Below are 19,987 nucleotides of genomic sequence, written 5' to 3'. Positions count from 1 at the left end.
TGCGTTCACAGTAGCGTTCGCGATGCCTCCACAGTAGCGGCCTCTTACGACAAAAAATTTTGTCGTAAGCCTCTCGTATGGTTAATCCTAACAACGCACCTGCGAAGAAAGGATCGTGGTGGACAGCATCGTCGAACAACTCGATGCCTCGCAAGAGGCAGCGGTCAGCGCGGCTCTGGCACGGTCCGCGGGCGGATTAGCCCCGGGCACGCTGAGCATTATTGGCGCGCCCGGAAGCGGGAAAACCACCGTCCTCGCGCATATCGCCCGCGCGGCTCTCCGTGAGGGAAATATTGCGGTGATCACCCAGGATCGGCGCGCCGCAGCGCGCCTCCAACACCTGCTCACCTTGGCGGCCGGGGTGCGCCCCGAAAACCTGGAGGTCCGCACTCTTTCTGCCTTCGCCTACGCCATCGTGCAGCGCTACGCCCAAGCGCTGGGCCGGGAAAAACCGGAATTGATCTCCGGTCCTGATGAGGATCGTATCGTGCGGGAGATTCTCAGTGATGAATACTCGGGGATACAATTCCCCGATTTTGTTACAGAGGATGTACGTGATCTTCCCGGATTACGCCAAGAGCTGCGTAACCTTATCACCCGCGCTCGCGAACTCGGCCTGGATGCCGGCCAGCTGGAAGCCTGGGCGGAAAACCGCAGCGTGCCCGAACTCCAAGCGCAGATGTGGCACCTGGCCGGCGCGCTTATGCGCCGTTACGATGAGGTGCGCACTCTGGGGGATGCGCTGGCCGGTTCGGCCGCTAGCCCGGATCGTCTTGATCACAGCCAGCTCGTCGGTGCGGCTACCCATATGCTTGCGGATTGGGAAGAACATCTGGCGGCAGCGGGCCGCACGGTCCCGGTACCGCGGCCCCGTTGGGCAATGGTCCTTGTTGATGATGCCCAGAACGCACCGCGTTCTATGCTTCCTCTCTTAGGTGTGATGCGCGATCAGGGAACACGGATCATCGTGGCCGGTGATCCCGATAGCGCGGTCCAAGGATTCCGTGGTGGGGTGCATTCCCTCCCCGGTGATCTTGCCTATCCCGCTCCCCGCGGCCTAGATGCGGATCTTGTATACCTCAACGTCCGGCACCGCGGCGGTTCCGTTCTCATTAGCCAAGCCCAGCGCATTGAGCAGGCCCTCCCGGTGGGCGGCGGCGTGCACGCCCACCGCGGAGCCGGGCCGGAACTTTCGGATCATGGCAGTGGCGGTGATGCGGTAACCGATCCGTGGAATGATGCGCTGCGCGGGGCCAGCTTCGCCCACATGGAAGAAGAAATTGCCTACGTGGCCTCCTACCTGGAAGAAGTACATCTGCGCACCGGAACCCCCTACGCGCAGATGGCGGTATTTACCCGTGCACGCAGCGAACACGGGCGGATCCGCGACGCACTCGTGCGGCGCGGAATACCGGTAGCACCCCAGGCTAGCGATGAACCCCTCCACCGCGAACCGGCAGTCGCCGCACTCTTTGACCTCCTCCGCGCTGCCTTCACCAGCGGCCCGCATGCCTTCGCCACCCCTGAAGGCGTTGATATCCCGGCATTACTTGCCTCACCCATGATCGGAATGGATCCCCTCGAAATTAAACGGGTAGGCAGGTGGCTGCGCGCCCAAGCCCTCCTCTCCGGGCAGCGTGGCAGTGAAGCAGAACTTCTCACCGGAGCCGTCCTGGGGTGCGGTGGGCCTACCGCAGCGGAACTCGAACCCTTGCGGGCCCTGCTCGCTCATATCCGGGAGGCGGGGGAGGCCTGCGCCATGCAAGCGGAAGAAGTGCTGTGGGCCGCGTGGGAGGGCGCTGGAAAATCCGAAGAATGGCAACAATTAGCCCTCGGGCACGGCCCGGATGCTGATCGGGCCAACCGGAATCTCGATGCGGTTATTTCTCTCTTCCGGGTGGCGCAACGCATGGCTGACCGTGACCCAGCCGTCACGGTGGATACTCTCCTGGAGGGAGTGAGTTCCCAAGAACTCCCCGAAGATTCCATTGCGCGCGGTGGCGCGCAAGCCGATAGCGTTTCCCTCCTCACTCCCGCGGGAGCCCAAGGGCGCGAATGGGATCATATTGTCCTCATGCACGTGGTGGATGGAGTATGGCCCAATCCGCGCCCGCGCGATGCCCTCACGGGTACCGGACTCCTGAGTGAACTTGTGACCGGAAGGTTTACCGGCGGAGCCAGTTCGGCCGCCGCGGCTGGTGCAGACGGTTCGGCTAGTGCGGGAACCGCGGTTAGTGGAGGAAGTGCTGCTACCACAGGAAGTGCGGCTAACGGAGGCGCGGTCTATCGCGATTCCACGGCGGCGGTCATCGCTGATGAACTACGCCAATTACATTTCGCGGTTACGCGTTCCCGGCGCAGTCTCCTCGTGACCACCACGGACAGCATGGGAGATACCCCTTCGCGCTTCTTCCCCCTGCTCGGCTTTGACATCTCGGAAAATTCAGCCGGAGCAAGTGTTAGCGCGGGCGCGGGAGCCGGTGGGAGCGGTTCCAATCTTCCACGCACCGTGCGCTCACTCAGCGATCCGCGATGGGGTATGACTCTTCCCCTTGGGCACCGGCCCCTCGTTGCCCAACCGATTCCGCCCGCGCTCCTCAGCAGTGAGGAAACCGTTGGGGTACTGCGCCGGGCACTACGCGCCGGGGGAGAATCCAGCGATTTCGCCCGGGCAGCTCTAGAGAAAATGCGCAGCGCCGGATTTAACGCGGCGGATCCACACACCTGGATGGATGAGCTCACCACCTCAACCGAAGCAGCGGTGCCCGGTCCGGTCTACGTGAGTCCCTCAGCGGTGGAATCCCTTCTTGCCTGCCCGCTTGACGGATTCTGTTCCGCGGTGGGCCTGCGCTCGGAAGAAGGCACTGAGAGCGCCTCCATCGGAACCCTGGTTCACCGTATCGCCGAAGAATTCGCTGAGGAACCCAACCAGGAGCAGATGCACGCCCGACTGGTAGAACTCTGGCCTGAAAAACTATCCGAAACTCCCACCCATTACGACAAACTCCTCTTCGACCAAGCCAGTGACATGGTCGATAACCTCTATATCTATTTTGATTCCCACCGGGATGACACCTTGCTAGGCGTGGAACGCCGGATTAGCCGTGAGCTACCCGGCACCCCGCCCGTACGGGTATCCGGTTCTATTGACCGCCTCGTCAATCGCGGGGAAGGCGCGCGGGTCATTGACCTGAAAACCGGAAAATATAAGCCCAGCGAGGCGCAGGCTGAGGACCACGCCCAGCTCCAGGTCTACCAGTGGGCCCTGAGTGAAAAACACACCCCTGCCGGCGCGGAACTTGTATATGTCCACCCGCATAATTTCTTGAAGAAACAGCACAGCCCGTCCGTTCTCACCCAAGAGCCTCTTGATGAGGTGAGCGCGGCTCGCGCGGAAGACCGGGTACGCAGCGCCGCCCAGATCGCGGTGAGTGGCTTCGTGCCGGTCTCTCCCAGTTTGGAAGAAGCCAATGACCGGGTTCAATCCATTAGTCCACTCACGCAAGAAGGACGGATTTTCTCATGACACCCACATCCCACGAATACGTTAAAGCACAGGCGCCAGCGGAACCCGATGCCGCTCTAGACCGCATCCTCGCCGGCCAAGAACACCCACCCACCGCGGAACAACGCCGGGTTATCACCTCCACCGCGCCGGCCATCCTCGTGGTTGCCGGAGCCGGATCGGGTAAAACAAAAACCATGGTGGACCGGATTGCCTACCACCTCGCCTGCGGCAACGTCACCCCGGATGAGGTTCTTGGCCTCACATTCACCCGGAAAGCCGCCGGAGAACTAGCTGAACGAGTTAACACCAGCTTGGAAAAACTCGGCCTCCTCGCCCCGGAAGGAAGCAACGCGGGAAGCGCCATGCGCAGGCCCGTGATATCCACCTACAACTCTTTCGCGAACGACATCGCCGGAGCCTACGGCATGCTGGTCGGAGCCGATCCCACCGCCCGCCTCATCACCGATGCCGAACGCGTCCAGCTCATGGACCAGGTTGTGAGCGCCCTGCCCAGCAGCGCTAGCACCGCGGTCCTTGCCGAACGCAGCCGTTCCAGCCTCATCAACGACGCCCTCACCTTCGCCCAAGGAATCCTCACCAACGGCGTGGAGCTAGCAGAAGCCCGCACTTTCCTCACCGCTCAGGATCAAGCCCTGGAAACGCTGTGTGCCGACTCAACACGCATCATGAGCGCGCGCTGCTGGTACCCGGATGCCTCCAAGAAATTCACCAATTTGAAAGGGGGAGTGGCAGTACCCAAACAGCAACAGGTCGTGCTCGGGCTAGTGGAGGCCTACCTCCAGCTCAAAAAAGAACTCAACGTTACCGAATTCGCCGACCAGGTCGCTATCGCCGGGCGCATCATGACCCGGTATCCCCAAATCGCTAAGGAAATCTCCTCCCGCTATCGCCTGATCCTGCTCGACGAATATCAAGACACAGATGAAAATCAGGCACAGTTCCTCCTCAGCGCACTCACCGCGAAACGAGACGGCTTCCTATCCATCACCGCGGTAGGGGACCCGAACCAGGCCATCTACGGGTGGCGAGGCGCCAGCGCCGCGGCCCTCACCAACTTCGCACGCCACACCACCCGCATTTTCGGGCACGTAGAGAAACTCCAGCTCTCCACCGCTTTCCGTAATGATCGAGCCGTGCTCGCTGCAGGCAACGCCGTCGCCACTCCCTTGGAACGGGACACGTTCCTACGCGAAGATCGCGACCACCCGAATTTCCCACCCGAATTCAGGCCCGCTCCAACAAACGCGGAAACCGCGGGGAGCGCGGGGGATAGTGCAGATATCGCGCCGCTGCGGCTGCGGGAACGGCCGGGAGCGGGAGCCGGGCGCGTCAGCGAAATCCGTACCCTGCTGCGCGAAGACTCCTACCGGAGTATCGCCCGGCATATCCTCGCGGTACGCGAGCGGGTGGCCGCGGAAAACGAAGAGCGGCGCGCTCGCGGTGAAGCACCGCGCGGAGCAGAGATCGCGGTTTTGTGCCGTAAACGCTCCTATATCGATATGATGGCCGCCGCCCTGCGGGAACTCAATAGCCAGCTAGCCAGGGAATCTGCTGCTCACCCCGGAAGCACAGTGCCCCAGCCCCTCGCCTTTGAGATCGTGGGCGGGGAATCACTGGTGGCGCGCCCGGAAATCATTACCATGCGGGCCGCACTCGGCCTGGCTGCCAACCCGGCCCGCGGCGACCTCCTCGCGCGTTTACTCGCCCACTGGAATATCGGGGTGGCAGATATTCGCGCGCTTTCGCGCTGGGCGCGTCGCTACGCGGCTGCTGCGGTCACCAAAGTCAATAGCGACGTGCGTGCCAGTTTTATAAGCGACGACGCCGCACCCGTCCACGAGGGCGAGCCTGGCGCAGAAGGTACACCTGCCACCGTGCAACCCCTTCTCAACAGCCGTGATGAAGCCAATTTGGGTGAGGCACTCCACGCGCTTATGCTCCTGGCGGGCACCCCGACGACTCCGTGTGAGCGCACGGGTGAGCACGTGGATACGCCGGAGCTGGCGGAAACGGGCGAAGCTGAGCTCGGGCAAGCAGCCCGATCCGCGCAAGCCGAATTCTCCGGCAGTGGCTGGGAACGCCTGCGGCGCTTGAACGCCACCCTCGCATCCTTGCGTTCCGGTTTGCATAATGCTTTGGGCGATCAGATTGATCGGGCCGTTCACCTGCTCGGCCTCGATACCGCGGCCGCTACCCGCAGCGAAGGCGGGCAGCGGGTCCGTACCTCCATCGACCAATTCATCTCCCTGGCTCGCACCTATGCGCACGGTGATAGTCAGCGCGGTATGCGCGAATTCGTGGAATGGCTCGATGTGGTGGAAACAGAAGAACACGGCGGGGAAGAAGAATCCGGGGCAGATATTCCGCGGGTGGAGAGCGCGGTCGATGTTATCCCCGGCGTTATCCAATTGATGACTGTTCATGCTGCCAAAGGTTTGGAATGGCGTGACCTCGTCGTCGTACCAGAACTCGTGAAAGGCCAGTTCTCCGAAGTGACCGAAGGTGTGAAATCCTGGCCGCGCAATACCGGTATTTTCCCGTACCCCCTGCGCACCGACTACTCGTATCTGCCCCAATTTACGCTGGCCGGTGCTCGTAATCTCGACAAAATCACCGTCGCGAATACCTATGCGCGGTTCCTTGACGAATTGGCGTACCACGAAAGTGAAGAAATGCGGCGCCTTGCCTACGTGGCCTTTACCCGGTCCACTCGGGAGCTCCTGCTGGCCGGATACTGTTTCCAAGATGAGAAGGATGTGTCCGGCCGGGTACAGAAGGCAGAAAAGCAAGCGAAGAAGAACGCTGCCGATACCCCGGCAGATGGGAGTGAGAACGCGCTGGGCGTTGAAACGCGGCCTCCCTCGTGCTTCCTGAGCGCGGTGCGGGAAGCTGCCGCTAGCGGAGAGCTCACGCTGGTTGCCTCGCCTGCTACGGTTTCGTCCGTAAAGCTGCCGGAAGGATTCCCGGATATTGCACCGGACAGCTTGAGCGTGGATGAGCTCGTCGATATTTTCGGGGAAGAAGTTGTATACCCGCCGGTGCTCGAACCCGTACCGCATTATTTCGAGGCGCCCGATCTGCTTGCCTGGCCGCGTGACCTGGCCCGCAGCCTCCCTATCGAGGCGGAAACTCTCGATGCTGACCAGCGCGCCGAACTCACCCAGGTCATCGGCCGGCTCATCGCACGCAAACAGCAAGCGGAAACAGCCGACTACACCGAGGCCGGCGGGCATTACACCGCCACCGAGCTGGTCTACCGGGCTGAACACCGGGAAGAATACCTGCGCAATAAACGCCGCCCGGTTCCCCGCCAGCCCTCGCGAGCTGCGCGTTTGGGGACGATCCTGCACGAAAAAATCGCTGATAGTTACGCGAGCGCCGCCGTGCTCAATATTGATAGCGAGGATCCCCTCGAACATGATCCTGTTCTCAGCGCGGAAGAAATCGTGCATATGTATGAGAATTACGAAGCATCCGAATGGGCGAGCTACCCGCCGCTCGCCATCGAACAGCAACTCGGTGTGGTTATCGGGGGGCATGTTGTCCACTGTGCGCTCGACGCTGTTTTCGACACCTCCCAGGTACCCGGGCGTGCCCCGGTGACTATCGTTGACTGGAAATCCGGGCGGCGCCCCTACGGGGAAACGAAAGCTGCCCGCGAACTTCAGCTCGCCCTCTACCGGCTTGCCTGGTCCCGGGCACACGGCGTTCCCCTTGCGGACATCGACGCTTCCTTCGTATACCTGCGGGGAAACAGAGCTGAGGAACTACGGGCCGGGAAGCTCAGCGAGGAGGAAATTCTGCTTCGTGCGGGTCTGCCCAATCAGGAGCAGTAACCGCGGTCTCCCCGGTCAGCTCATCCGCACCGCTCGCCTCGGCATCGGAAGCACTTTCACTGAAAGCCGACTCCGATGCCGGGGGAGCGGGGAGCAAATCCGGGGCTTCACGTACATCCTCGGCCAGCGCGCCGAGCATCTGGACGGCGTCGTTCCTAATCTCCATGCTGCCCGTACGAATCCCGTACATGAGCCAGCGAATAATCGCGAACTCCGAAGTGAAAATAATACGGGTGTAATCCGCTTCCCTCAGCTCAACCGAGCGCGCATTCTCATACGACGTAATAAAACTCGGCCACTGTTCGTCATCAAGAACAAGCATCGCCGCTAAATCCCGAGCCGGGTCGCCCACGTGCGCCTCACCAAAACCGAGCACGCTCGCAACCGAGCCATTCGACCACAAGAAATTATCGGAAGCCACATCACCGTGGACAACCGTTTCCTCAAAATCCCACACCTCGTCACTATCCAGCACATCCATCCAGCGCTGGCGCAAAATCGTGGGAAGGGACGTTTCCTGATCGGCTGCCTCCAGCTCGGCCCGCACCCGAGCACGCCACTGCCCAGCCGTATAAACAGGCAACCCGGATCGAGCCACCACATCCCGATCAATACTGTGAATCGCGGCAAGCGTGCGGCCCATCTCCCGTACTTCTTCCTCACCGAGGGCTTCGAAAACCAGCGCCCGCCCAAAAGGCTCCGGGTAGACCACCGCGCGGCCCCCGGTATCCGCATCAACAAAACCGGCCGGTCGCATGATATCGAAAGGTAGGCGACCGGCCCGTAATTCTTCCAAAAGCTGGGGGGCCAGAGCCGCCTCGGCTTCTAAGGATGTTGCCGCCGTGCCATTCTGAGGAACTTTAACCATCCAGTGGCGCCCCTGGGAATCAAGGACACAACCGGAAACAAAATCTTCCGTCTCAACAAACGGTTGGCGCGTGGAGACAATCTCGACGCCGAGAGCCCCGACGGCAAGCGCAGCAAGATAGAGCGGAGAAGTAGTCACCCCCTCAATTTATCCGAAAACTCAGCCACGTGCTTGCCTACACCCCGGATATAGATCGGCCACCGGATCTATCCACATCATCGCGAAACGCATCCCCTATCCACAGCCAGCCGGCTGGGTGCTATTCCCGGACGCGGGAGACCCTACAGTGAGAGCACCTCACCACGATCACCACCCGAATATCCAAAGGGGGCGCCATGCACGAAACGGCATATCCGGGGCCAGCGGGCCTCGCCTCGGCTCGCTCAGCGCACGCGGCCAGTCGTGCCTATCGCCCTGCCTCCGCCACCCGGCAGGCCATAGAAGAGCGAGTTCGGGCAACGATTCGGCACCGCGGAATTGATCCCCGCCGGGATACCGCCTTCCTGGAAACCATCGTGGGAGAAACCCTCACCACGTTTAATGACGAATCGGTTCGCGGAGAGCACGCGGCACTGGCGGATACGGAGAGCGTGCGCTCCCACCTCATCTCCCAGTTGAGCGGATACGGACCGCTACAAAAATTCTTCGATGACCCGCAGGTGGAGGAAATCTGGATCAATGCCCCCGATAAGATTTTTGTGGCCCGCGCCGGGGTATCCGCCCGTGTTGATCTCACGATGACCGAAGGTGAGATCCACACTTTGGTCGAGCGGATGCTCTATGCTTCCGGGCGGCGCCTGGACCTCTCCACCCCTTTTGTCGATGCCCAGCTGCCTAGCGGAGAACGCCTCCACGTGGCCATCCCCGATATCACCGCACGCCACTGGGCGATCAATATCAGAAAATACACGGTGCGGGCCCGCAAGCTCAGCGATCTGGTGAATGTGCAGATGCTGGAAGAAGCGCAGGCTGACTACCTGAGCGCAGCCATGAGCGCCGGGCGCAATATTTTGGTATCGGGATCAACCGGAGCGGGCAAAACTACTCTTTTACGTGCTCTGCTCGGTGCGATACCACCAACAGAACGCCTCATCAGTGCTGAGGAAGTGTTTGAGCTGGGTATCGACCTCCCCGATGTTGTCGCGATGCAAACGCGTCCGCCCTCCCTGGAAGGGCGCGGCGCGGTGACGCTCCGTGACCTCGTGCGCGAAAGTCTACGTATGCGCCCAGACCGCATCGTGATCGGAGAAGTACGCGGAGCAGAAGCCTTCGATCTTCTTGTTGCCCTCAACGCGGGTATTCCCGGGGCCTGCACGATTCACGCCAACAGTGCGCGGGAAGCCCTGGCCAAATTGGAGATCCTCCCCCTCCTCGCGGGTGAAAATATTACCCCGAACTTCGTCACACCCACCGTTGCCGCCACTATCAGCCTCGTCATTCACGTGGCGCGTGCCGCCAGCGGGCAGCGCCGGGTTACCCAGATTCTGGAGGTAATCGGCCTTGGGCCAGATGGCCACATTCTTACGAGGAAGGCGAGTTGATCATGGGACTGATCGTAGGAGCTTTACTCGCCACCGGAATTCTCACAGTTATTCGCGCCCTGTCCGCGCCGGATCGCTCGGGCTGGCGGGATCGCTCGGGCTGGCGGGATCGCTCGGGCTGGCCTGCGCGTCAAAGAAAGCCGCGCATCACCATTCCCACACGCAGACTCGGGATAGCTCTGTGTTGCGGTCTTGGACTGGCCCTGGGTGCCTTGCTCACCACCGGTCATCCTTTCCTCGGCGTAGCCGGAGGAACGGTAGGAATATGGCTGCCATTCTGGCATGCTCGTCACACCGGGAGAAAAACCAGGGAAGCGCAGCGTCTGGCCTGGCCCGACCGTATCGATCAGCTGCTCTCTTCCCTGCGTGCCGGGCGCACTATCCCCGAAGCTCTTCTCTATCTCGCCACTCGGCCAGACGCCCCGCCCGCAATGCGCTCCTTCGCCACTCACCTGCAAAGAACCGGAAGTATTGATGCCTCCCTGACTCGTCTCAAAGATTCCTTCCACGACCCGGTATCGGACCGGGTCCTCGAAATTCTCCGACTCGCGGTGCGCCACGGCGGCCACGATCTACCCCGCGTCCTGGAATCCCTCGCGGTATCCCTGCGCGCAGAAAACCGGGCCCGGGGTGAACTCCTCGCCCGGCAATCATGGACCGTTAACGGGGCACGGGTGGCCGCTCTTGCCCCGTGGCTCGTCCTCCTCCTGCTCTCCACCAGGCCGGGCACGATGGATGCCTTCACCTCGCCAACCGGCACGCTCATCCTCCTGCTTGGCCTGGGCGCCACACTGCTTGCCTACGGACTCATGCTCCACCTGGGCCGACTCCCCGAAGAACAACGAGTCCTGGCCGGCTCACCGGGATCTGCGCCGGGATCGGTTTCGAGATCCGCTCCGAGAGCCTTACCTACTACCTTGCCCACTGCTTCGCCAGCCTCCTCACAGGTCGGCTCGTCCTCGCCGCCCCGTCCCAGTCGCGCCCGGCGCGCCGCAGTATAGGACGGGACCGCTCCTATGCTTCTTCCCCTTCGCGCGTTTCTTCCTGCACCCCTCCCTGCACTTACCGGGAGTCTCTGCGCGGCCGGCCTCGTGCTCCTCGGCTGGTGGTGGCTCTGGCCAGGCCCCGCACTGGTTTCGCGCATCGTGCCCTACCTTGGCGGTGCCCGCCCGCGCCTGCCCCATCGCATCATCAGAATGGCGCTGCGCGGCGCGGAAAAATTCGGTTCCACTCACGCATCGGTCACGGGCCGCCTCCACCGTTTAGGGGAGGGCGACGTCGCAGACTTCCGCTTTGCCCAATTACGCGCGGGAGTACTCGCGGGAGCGGTCGGTATCGTGTTCGGGCTAGCCTGCCTGGCCCGCGGATTACCCGCTGCGCTCGCGGCCGCCTGCCCACTGTTCTTCCTCATCGGCGCCATCCTCGGCGTGGACTCTCAGCTCACCGCGCGCCTGCGCCGCCGCGACGGCTCTATCACCACAGAACTTCCCGATATTGCCCACCTCCTGAGCATCGCGGTCGGGGCAGGTACCAGCATCGTGGGAGCTATTGAATATGTTGCGAGCTTCGCCGGCGGAGCCCTGGGAAAAGAACTGCGGCGAACCCTCGGGGACGTCTACGCCGGAGACCCGCTTACCACCGCAGTGCGCCACCTTAACGAACGGGTACACAACCCGGCCTTGCAAAGCCTATGCGAAGCCTTAGTTGCCGCACTAGCCCACGGCTCTCCGCTCGCAGATACCTTGCGGGTACAAGCTGAAGAAGCACGAGATTATGCCCGCCGTCAGCTCCTCGAACGTGGAGGCCGCCGCGAAATCCTCATGATGATCCCCGTTGTTTTCCTCATCTTGCCCTTCATCGTGGTCATCGCCCTCTACCCGGGCCTGGCTCGACTCACCTTCCTTCCCCTCACCTCCCCATAAACCACCGCCACAACCAACCCCGCTAGCGAAAGGAACTACTTATGCCAGTCAGTACGCACAGCGCGCTTATCCACCCTGATCTACCAGCCGCAACGTGGACCGTTCCGGATTCTCGGGAACGCGGAGACGTGCCCGGCTGGGTACTTGTCACCCTCATGACCGTCGGCCTGGTGCTCGCCATCTGGGCGATAGCCGGCCCGGCCCTCACGAACCTCTTCTCCACCGCCATCGAACGCATCTCGAGTTTTTCATGACACCGATACCTGAACCCACAGCGCTGTTTTCCGGCAAGCCACTCCCCGCAGAGCATGTGTCCAGCGCTCCCTTTCCTCGTGCGCCAGATTCTGAACGCGGCAGTGCAGTCGTCGATTTTTGTCTTCTCGCCGGGGCGATGGTCCTCGCCGCCCTGGCGCTTGCGGTTCTCGGATCCCGCGTCTTTGCAATCGAACAGATACGTGATTGCGCAGCACGGGCCGCTCGCGCGGGAGCGGTGCGCCAGCTCAGCCTGCCCGAGATAGCCGGCCAGGCCACCGCGGAGATCACCGCGCGCCTACCCGCCTGCCAGTGCACAGCCAGCGCGAGCACGATCCGCATCGGAGAAGAAGAATTCCTGCGGGTCGAAATCGCCGGAACATATTCCTCCCTCCTGGGAACACATCCAGTCAAGCTGCGAGCCCACGCACACGTCCTCACCGCTCGTAGGGCGCACACCCACCCGCCACCCGCGAAAGGATCACCGTTATGAAAAACCAGGTGAGGTACCGAAGCACCCGCGAAAAAGGAAACGGAACTCTGGAAGCCTTCGCTATCCTCGTTGTGCTTGTTCTCCCGCTCCTCATATTTACCGTGGAAAGCACCGGGATTACCCGCGCCCGCGCGGTCGCTGCGCAGGCAGCCCAGGAAGCAGCCCGCAGTTTCGCAACCGCGGACAACACGGCCAGTGGAACAGCGCGAGCTCGGGCGGTTGTTCACGCCGCGGTGAGCGATGCCGCGGTTAGCGGCGCCACCCTAAGCGGCGCGCCCCCGCGGATCTCCTGCTCCGCCCACCCGTGCCTAAGACCGGGAGCACGTATCACCGTCACGGTCGGGGTCTCGGTTCCGCTCGTTTATTTTGGGCGCACTGTTCTTATCGAGCAGAGTGCCTCAACAACCGTGGATCGTTTTCGACAGGCGCGGCCGTGAACACCCTGGCGAAATCTCCGGCACTGCGGGCACGAGCAACACCCCGGGAACGCGGCAATATCCTCATCCTCGGCCTGGGAACCTGGGCGCTCAGCGCCCTACTGTGCTTGGGTTTTATCTACCTCGCCACCGTCCTCACCGCCCGGCACGCACTCCAGGGGCAGGCCGATTCCGCCGCGCTCGCGATCAGCCAAGAGATCACTCGCGAATGCTATTTCAGCAGCGCGCCCCTGGCCGATTGCCATCCCAGCACCACCACCGTGCGCCAGCTCGCTGCCGCAACATGTCCCGCGGAGCGCGTGCTGCCAGATACCGGCGCGGATAGCGCCGGCGTCGTCGTCGCCCTGGAAAAAACAGTACGGCTGCCGGTACTGGACCTGCCCGTTCCACTCCGCGCGCAGGCCCGGGCGCGCCTTGACCTGAGGTAGCCTTATGCCGTGAGTGATTTTTCCGAACGTCTTGACCATCTACGCAGTGTTTTTCACCAAATCGAAGCGGTGACCGATGTGGAGGGCCTCACCGCGCGTATCGCCGCGCTGACGGAAGAATCCTCCGCTCCCGGGCTCTGGGATGATACCGCCCGCGCCCAAGAAGTCACCTCGAAACTCTCCCACGCCCAAAGCGAACTGGAGAAACTCGAGACCATGCGCGCGCGTATCGAGGATGCCGGTGCGCTGCTCGAAATAGCGCAAGAAGAAGAGCTTTCAGATCCGGCTTCGGCTCGGGAACTCTACGAAGCGCTCGGCGAAGAAATGACAAGCACAGAAAAGGCACTGGAAGAACTCCATATCCGCACCCTGCTCTCCGGCAAATACGATGAACGTGATGCCGTGGTAACTATTCGTTCCGGGGCCGGGGGAGTGGACGCGGCCGATTTCGCGCAGATGCTTCAACGCATGTACCTGCGCTGGGCCGAACGTAGCGGCTACGCCACCAAAGTGCTCGACACCTCCTACGCCGAAGAAGCCGGATTGAAATCGACCACCTTCGAGGTGAGCGCACCCTATGCCTATGGCACCCTCTCGGTGGAAGCGGGGACCCACCGGCTGGTGCGCATCTCGCCTTTTGATAACCAGGGCCGGCGCCAGACCTCCTTTGCCGCCGTCGAGGTTATTCCGCTGATCGAACAAACTGACCATATCGATATTCCTGATACCGATATCCGCATTGATGTGTTCCGTTCCTCGGGGCCGGGCGGCCAATCCGTGAACACCACCGATTCGGCGGTACGTATCACCCACCTGCCCACCGGGATCGTGGTCTCGATGCAGGATGAGAAATCGCAGATTCAAAACCGGGCCGCCGCTATGCGGGTCTTGCAATCGCGCCTGCTCCTGCTCAAACAGGAAGAGGAAGCACGCGAAAAGAAAGAACTACGCGGAGATATTAAGGCTTCGTGGGGGGATCAGATGCGGTCCTACGTGCTCCAGCCCTACCAGATGGTCAAGGATCTGCGTACCGGGTACGAATCGGGGAATACCGACGCTATTTTTGATGGTGATATTGACGGTTTTATCGACGCTGGTATCCGCTGGCGTGCCACGGGCGAAAAGGCAGGGGAAAAGACAAGTAATAACGTGGGGGAGTAGACGGTGAATAACGCGACCGCACCGCGCATACCGAGTAGTAAGGTGCACGAGCACGCGGCGGGTGCGCGAGTGATTGACGCGTCTTTTGCGAGTGCGCGGCGCGTCCCGCGCGATTTCACGGCCTGTTCCGTAGGGTAAAGCACGATAGTAGTAATCTAAGGGCAAGTTTATGATCACATTTACCAAGGTGACGAAGCTCTACCAGAAGGGCGCGAAACCCGCGCTGGACTCGGTAAGCGCGGATATTGACCGCGGCGAATTCGTTTTCCTCGTGGGTCCCTCCGGTTCGGGAAAGTCAACGATGCTATCGCTCATCAACGTTGCCGAACGGCCAACATCCGGAAAAATCGAGGTGCTCGGCAAGGACCTCGCCACGGTCTCCCAGCGGCGTGTCCCCTTCCTGCGGCGCCGCATCGGTACGGTTTTCCAAGATTTCCGGCTCCTTCCCGATAAGAATGTGCACGACAACGTGGCGCTCGCGCTTCAGGTCATCGGGGCCCCGCGCCATCGCATCCGCACCGAAGTTCCGGAAGTACTGGAAATGGTCGGGCTGGATGGCAAGGAACGCCGCCGTATGAACGAACTTTCGGGCGGGGAACAGCAGCGCGTGGCCATTGCGCGCGCCATGGTCAACCGCCCCGAGATCCTCCTCGCCGACGAACCGACCGGAAACCTGGACCAAAACACCGGGCTGTCGATTATGCGCCTCCTGGACCGGATCAACCGCTCGGGAACCACGGTGGTTATGGCCACGCATGATGCCAGCGTCGTGAACCAGATGCGTAAACGCGTCATTGAGCTGGCCAACGGCGTGATCGTTCGTGATCAGGATCGCGGCCAGTACGGAGGAGGGCAACACTAATGCGCAGTCGTTTCGTCCTGTCCCAAACATTCAAGGGACTTATCAATAACAAGGCGATGGCTGCCTCGGTTTCCCTCGTCACTTTCGTTTCCCTCCTTTTCGTGGGCGCGGCAGCGCTGCTCCAAACCCAAATCAGCCACCTACGTGCCGATTGGTACAGCCAGGTGGAAGTCTCGGTGTTCATGTGCGCGGCGAATGATGCTACCGAACCCTGCGCCGGTAACGAAGCCACCGACGAACAAATCAAAGCCATCGATACCGCACTGACCACCGAACCGCTTGCTTCCCAGGTGGAACGCTACGAATTCGAAACCAAAGAAGAAGCTTTCGCAAACTACCGGGAACAAATGGGTGATTCGGTCTGGCGTGACACCGTCACAGCAGATCAAATGCAGGTTTCATTCCGCGTCAAATTGCACGACCCGGAAAAGTACCAGGTTCTTGTAGAAGACCTCGGCAACCGACCCGGGGTGCAGAGCGTGTACGACCAGCGTGAGCAAATCGAACCGGTTTTCGCCACCCTTAATCGCTTCACCGCGATTGCCGGCGGGCTGGCCGCGGTCATGATCCTCACCGCGCTTCTCCTCATCCCCACCACGATCCGACTCTCGGCAATGTCGCGGCGTAACGAAACAGGGATTATGCGCTACGTGGGCGCCTCGAATTTCTTCATCGAACTGCCCTTTATTCTCGAAGGAATTATTGCCTCGCTTGTCGGCGCTATTTTTGCGGTCGGCGGGCTGTGGCTGGCAGCGAAATTCCTGCTCGAGGATTGGATTTCCCAATCGCTGCCGTGGATTCGAGTGATCGGCGTGAGCGAGGCCCTCCAGGTGGCACCCTGGCTGCTCATTGGTTCAGTGCTGGTGTCCGGCTTGGCGTCCTGGATCGCTTTGCGCAGGTACGCACGCGTATAACGGAGGTGGGGCGACGGCGCCGGGGCGTCGTCGCCAATCCTGACGGTACGGCCGCTGGAAAAGATAGATATAGGAAAGGTGAACCGGTGAGAATCGGGAGCAGACGATGGCTGGGGGCGCTGGCTGCGGGGGCGCTGGGCGTTGCCGGGTTAGCGACGCCGGCGCGTGCCGATGACCGCGACGACCTCGTCCGCCAGCAAGAACAGCAGGAAGCCGAAATTGAGAATCTGCGCTCTTCCCTCGAGGGAGTGGACGTGGATCTGCAAAACGTTTACCTCAAGCTGCAAGAAACGCAGGCGCAGGTTCCCGGGGCGCAGGCCGCGTTATTGCAGGCGCAGAACGACGCCGCAGCAGCCCAGCGCGAACAAGAAAAAATCGGGGCACGCCTGGATGCTGCCAAGGGCGAGCTTGATTCCATCACCACCTCGATTGCGCAAGGTGAGAAGAAACTGAGCGAAACTCGCGATAACCTCGGCGAGATTGCGCGTTCCGAATATCGCGGTGATAACCGGGTTTCCACCGTGGAGCTTCTGATCGGCGCGAAGTCCAGCGCGGATTTCTTCAACGCGCTATCCGCGAACCAGGCTATCACCCGGGTGCAATCCCAAACTCTCACCGACGTCACCCAAACAACGGCGGCGAACCGGACCCGTGCCCAGCGGCAAAAGGCAGTACAAGGGGAGATTTCCCAGCTCAAGAGCCAGGCCGATGCCGCGGTGGCGGAAAAGAAATCGAAGGAGGCAGCCGCCGCGGCCCGCACCAAGGAACTCGCGGACCTGGAAGCTTCTGTCACCCAGCAATCCCAGGCTTTGGAGGCGCGGCGCGGGGAATTCCAGAACTCGCTGTCGGCCATGAACGCGGCCCGCGATGATACCGCCGCGCAGATCGCCCGTATTGACGAAGAAAACCGGCGGCGCGCCGCGGAAGCAGCAGCCCAGGGCGGTGGGGGAGGTGCCCCGGCAGCGCCCCCGGCAGCTTCGGGTGCTCTCATTCCGCCAGTGCCGGCCCCGCTGTACGTGACCTCGCCCTTCGGGATGCGTGTCTACCCCTTCGATGGCGGCTGGTGGATGCACGAGGGCGTGGACTTGCGTTCAGCCTGTGGTAATCCGCAATATGCGGCGGCAGCTGGCGTGGTCGCGGCGGTACGCCCGGCCTCAGGTAACGGCACACACGGCAACCAGGTCATCCTTAACCTCGGCTATATTAACGGCTCGTCCTACGTGGTGGTTTACAATCACCTTTCCGGCTTCAATGTATCCGTGGGGCAAAGCGTGGGCCAGGGTGATGTGATCGGTTGGACCGGCATGACGGGCATGGTCACCGGTTGCCACGTACACTTTGAAGTGTGGCAGGACGGCGTGGTTATCGACCCGATGTCCCTGCCTGGATTCTACGAATAGCGTGCGGGGCAGCCCGGCTTAGGGCGGCTAGCCCGGCGCCCCGGCATTTGGCCATCCTGGCACGTTGGCTATCCCGGTGTGCTGGCGTAGCCAAGCGCGCAACCACGAATCGACGAAGAGGATGTCATGACACAAGCACACGGCTCGACCGATCCCGCTCCCACCACCGACGCAGCCTCAACCGCACGTGACACCGCGCCGGGCGTTTCTAGTACGACGACGCCGCAACAGCTAGGTAGCTCACTCGGCACGGATAAGCCGGCCGGGGCGGTTACCCAGCCCGGCGAAACGGAGAAGGGAGCTCCGGCTGGTGAGGGCGCAGTTGCTCCGACTGCGGGGCAAGCGCCAGCTGCGGCGAAGAAGAAGCAAAAAACTGACGTGAGCAAGTATTCGCGCCGGCAATTGGAGAAGCGCTACGCGCGCGGGCAGCGTAAGGCCACCGCCTATGAGGTGCTCACCGGGGTGCTGGGGCTGGTACTCGCCTGGTTTGTCTGGGATCGGGCTGCTATCACCGATTCGCCTTACGCGGTGGGAACGTTGCTTTTCGCGGTCGGTTTCGCGGCTCTCATTGTGTTGGCGATGGTACGCCGCATGATTAATACGATTGCCACGCGGCGGGGGATCGCGGTAGCCGGGGTAGCTACCGGCGTGACTACTTTTGTTATTGGATTGATTATCACCTTGACGGTGAATATCGATGCGGCAGCTGCGCCGTCGTTCTTCACCGATCATCTGCTGGACGTGAGCGCGCCAGCGGTGGTACTGCTGGCCGGAACCCTTGTTTTTGTGTGGTTCCTCATCACTGACCGGCGTGAGCTCAAGGATTAGAACGGAGAAGCTCGCGTGGCGAAGAAAAAAGAAGGAAAGCTGAGCCCGGCCCAGCAGGCGAAAGCGGCGGCCGATGCGCATCAGGTGATCGCGCGCAATAAGAAGGCGCGCCATGATTATTTCATCGAGGACACCTTCGAGGCGGGGATGTCGCTGTCTGGAACCGAGGTGAAGGCGCTGCGCATGGGCCGGGCCTCGCTGGTGGACGGCTGGATTGAGGTGGATCGCGGGCAGGTGTACGCGCACGGGATCAATATTCCGATTTACGCGATGGGGACGTGGACGAATCACGCGCCCACCCGCAAGCGGCGCCTGCTGTTGCACAAATCGGAGATCGAGAAGCTGGCGCGGGCTGTCGAGGCGAAGGGCTACACGATTGTGCCCCTCGAGCTGTATTTCGTGCGCGGGCTGGCCAAGCTGGAAATCGCGGTGGCTAAGGGCAAGCAGGAATGGGATAAGCGCGAGACGATTCGCCGGCGCGAAGCGGATCGGGAGGCGCAGCGGGCGATGTCTGCCGCCCGGCGCCGCGAAGGGCTGGTGCGGTAGCGTTTCCGCGCAATAAGTGGCAAGGCTTGAGTCCGTATATCGCGGGACTGGTGAAGTCGCCCCGTGACGGTGCCGCATCTTGGACTACCGCAAACCGTTCGCCGAGATGACCAGTCGGACGGTACGGTCCGCATGCATTGCTTTCATGAAGGTTTTACTTGGCGTGATGTAGTCGACGAACCACGCATCACCATTGTTCCAGCTTTTCGCGGGCAGGGTGAGGATTGGCGAATATGCGCAGAAGTTATCTCGAAGTTCGCCGAGAGTTCCCGCTGGGGCACTGCCGAAGGCAATTACGTTATTCCGATTTGTATCACTTTGCTTGTATACGCCGATATCGACATTCTCGAGCAGAGTGCAAGTGCCGTCCCCATTATTTTTTGAGTTTCCAAAAGGTGTTTTATCGATGATGCTCACCTCAAGGCTTTTACCCTTGTATTTATTGAATGTGGCCGTTGTTGTGGGAGTCGGGGTTGCCGTTGGTGCTGATTCTTTGGACTTGCTAGTGGTGCCGCACGCGGTGAGAGCGAGGGCGGCGATCATGGTTAAGATAATCTGCCGTTTCACACCCTAATTTTAGTTGTGGTTCCCTGAGCTGGGCGGTGCTACAAGTCCCGCAATATTTCTCCTTGGTACGGTGCACTTATTCTTTTGGCCACATAGACAGAAATCTCGAGCGCTTAAGGAGTGATCGGCCGTCACTAACAGAGCTCGCCGCGAAGCTGCCACCTACTGCGGATCATCCGAGCGTGATTCTCCCGGCCAGGGTGGCGATTTGGTGAGACCGGTAGCTTTGACGTCTTTGAGGGTGTCAAATAGTTTGTGTAAATGCTTGATTTGAGTAAGAAATTGAGGATTGACTATGACTATGACTGATGTTCCTGATACTGCTAATGGCTCTACTGCTGATGCTTTGCGTCGGGAGTTTATTGATGACGATCTACTGGACCGTCTAGTGGAGTCTTCTAGT

The 19,987-nt window shown here is 61.2% G+C and carries 17 protein-coding genes; 15 read left to right on the top strand and 2 right to left on the bottom strand.

Going from position 1 to position 19,987, the window contains the following annotated elements; translation table 11 throughout:
• Window positions 1-115 precede the first annotated feature (115 nt).
• Window positions 116-3,526, top strand: a complete 3,411-nt coding sequence (locus tag PWJ82_RS05265) for an ATP-dependent DNA helicase (protein ID WP_274735644.1) — start codon at window positions 116-118, stop codon at window positions 3,524-3,526.
• On the top strand, window positions 3,523-7,365 hold the full coding sequence (locus PWJ82_RS05260) for an ATP-dependent DNA helicase (protein ID WP_274735642.1): 3,843 nt from the start codon (window positions 3,523-3,525) through the stop codon (window positions 7,363-7,365). The genes PWJ82_RS05265 and PWJ82_RS05260 overlap by 4 nt, the downstream gene beginning before the upstream one ends.
• Here the strand turns inward: PWJ82_RS05260 and PWJ82_RS05255 are convergent.
• Complete coding sequence (locus tag PWJ82_RS05255; protein WP_274735641.1) at window positions 7,313-8,371, bottom strand: phosphotransferase; 1,059 nt, start codon at window positions 8,369-8,371, stop codon at window positions 7,313-7,315. The genes PWJ82_RS05260 and PWJ82_RS05255 overlap by 53 nt on opposite strands.
• A gap of 197 nt (window positions 8,372-8,568) precedes the next feature.
• On the opposite strand from PWJ82_RS05255, the gene PWJ82_RS05250 reads away from it, so the two are divergent.
• The 13 genes from PWJ82_RS05250 to smpB all read left to right on the top strand — a co-directional run bounded on the left by PWJ82_RS05250 (window position 8,569) and on the right by smpB (window position 19,017).
• Entirely contained in the window at window positions 8,569-9,774 is a 1,206-nt protein-coding gene (locus tag PWJ82_RS05250; RefSeq protein WP_274735640.1) for a CpaF family protein, read from the top strand.
• Window positions 9,775-9,776: 2 nt separating this feature from the next.
• On the top strand, window positions 9,777-10,775 hold the full coding sequence (locus tag PWJ82_RS05245; protein ID WP_274735639.1) for a type II secretion system F family protein: 999 nt from the start codon (window positions 9,777-9,779) through the stop codon (window positions 10,773-10,775).
• Window positions 10,776-10,790: 15 nt separating this feature from the next.
• Window positions 10,791-11,696: a type II secretion system F family protein gene (locus tag PWJ82_RS05240; RefSeq protein ID WP_274735638.1), complete on the top strand. Its 906-nt coding sequence runs from the start codon at window positions 10,791-10,793 to the stop codon at window positions 11,694-11,696.
• A gap of 41 nt (window positions 11,697-11,737) precedes the next feature.
• Window positions 11,738-11,950: a hypothetical protein gene (locus PWJ82_RS05235; protein WP_274735637.1), complete on the top strand. Its 213-nt coding sequence runs from the start codon at window positions 11,738-11,740 to the stop codon at window positions 11,948-11,950.
• Entirely contained in the window at window positions 11,947-12,441 is a 495-nt protein-coding gene (locus PWJ82_RS05230) for a hypothetical protein (protein WP_274735636.1), read from the top strand. The genes PWJ82_RS05235 and PWJ82_RS05230 overlap by 4 nt, the downstream gene beginning before the upstream one ends.
• Window positions 12,438-12,878, top strand: a complete 441-nt coding sequence (locus tag PWJ82_RS05225; protein ID WP_274735635.1) for a hypothetical protein — start codon at window positions 12,438-12,440, stop codon at window positions 12,876-12,878. Before PWJ82_RS05230 ends, PWJ82_RS05225 begins: the two co-directional genes overlap by 4 nt.
• On the top strand, window positions 12,875-13,306 hold the full coding sequence (locus PWJ82_RS05220; protein WP_274735634.1) for a hypothetical protein: 432 nt from the start codon (window positions 12,875-12,877) through the stop codon (window positions 13,304-13,306). The genes PWJ82_RS05225 and PWJ82_RS05220 overlap by 4 nt, the downstream gene beginning before the upstream one ends.
• A gap of 9 nt (window positions 13,307-13,315) precedes the next feature.
• The gene (gene prfB / locus PWJ82_RS05215; protein ID WP_274735633.1) at window positions 13,316-14,467 is read left to right on the top strand and encodes a peptide chain release factor 2; all 1,152 of its coding nucleotides are present in this window, start codon (window positions 13,316-13,318) and stop codon (window positions 14,465-14,467) included.
• Between the two features lie 169 nt (window positions 14,468-14,636).
• The gene (gene ftsE / locus PWJ82_RS05210; protein ID WP_016442972.1) at window positions 14,637-15,329 is read left to right on the top strand and encodes a cell division ATP-binding protein FtsE; all 693 of its coding nucleotides are present in this window, start codon (window positions 14,637-14,639) and stop codon (window positions 15,327-15,329) included.
• Window positions 15,329-16,243, top strand: a complete 915-nt coding sequence (gene ftsX / locus PWJ82_RS05205) for a permease-like cell division protein FtsX (protein ID WP_274735628.1) — start codon at window positions 15,329-15,331, stop codon at window positions 16,241-16,243. The genes ftsE and ftsX overlap by 1 nt, the downstream gene beginning before the upstream one ends.
• Window positions 16,244-16,329: 86 nt before the next feature.
• Entirely contained in the window at window positions 16,330-17,643 is a 1,314-nt protein-coding gene (locus PWJ82_RS05200; protein ID WP_155875951.1) for a M23 family metallopeptidase, read from the top strand.
• A gap of 126 nt (window positions 17,644-17,769) precedes the next feature.
• The gene (locus PWJ82_RS05195) at window positions 17,770-18,471 is read left to right on the top strand and encodes a hypothetical protein (RefSeq protein ID WP_274735627.1); all 702 of its coding nucleotides are present in this window, start codon (window positions 17,770-17,772) and stop codon (window positions 18,469-18,471) included.
• Between the two features lie 15 nt (window positions 18,472-18,486).
• Window positions 18,487-19,017: an SsrA-binding protein SmpB gene (gene smpB / locus PWJ82_RS05190; RefSeq protein ID WP_274735626.1), complete on the top strand. Its 531-nt coding sequence runs from the start codon at window positions 18,487-18,489 to the stop codon at window positions 19,015-19,017.
• Window positions 19,018-19,101: 84 nt separating this feature from the next.
• Here the strand turns inward: smpB and PWJ82_RS05185 are convergent, their stop codons facing one another.
• Entirely contained in the window at window positions 19,102-19,584 is a 483-nt protein-coding gene (locus tag PWJ82_RS05185; RefSeq protein ID WP_274735625.1) for a hypothetical protein, read from the bottom strand.
• Between the last annotated feature and the right edge of the window lie 403 nt (window positions 19,585-19,987).

It is taken from the genome of Actinotignum schaalii (assembly GCF_028864145.1).
GTDB classification, from domain to species: Bacteria; Actinomycetota; Actinomycetes; order Actinomycetales; family Actinomycetaceae; genus Actinotignum; species Actinotignum schaalii_B.
The sequence above is the reverse complement of the archived record's forward strand: the minus strand, read 5'-3'. Positions and strand labels throughout refer to the sequence as shown.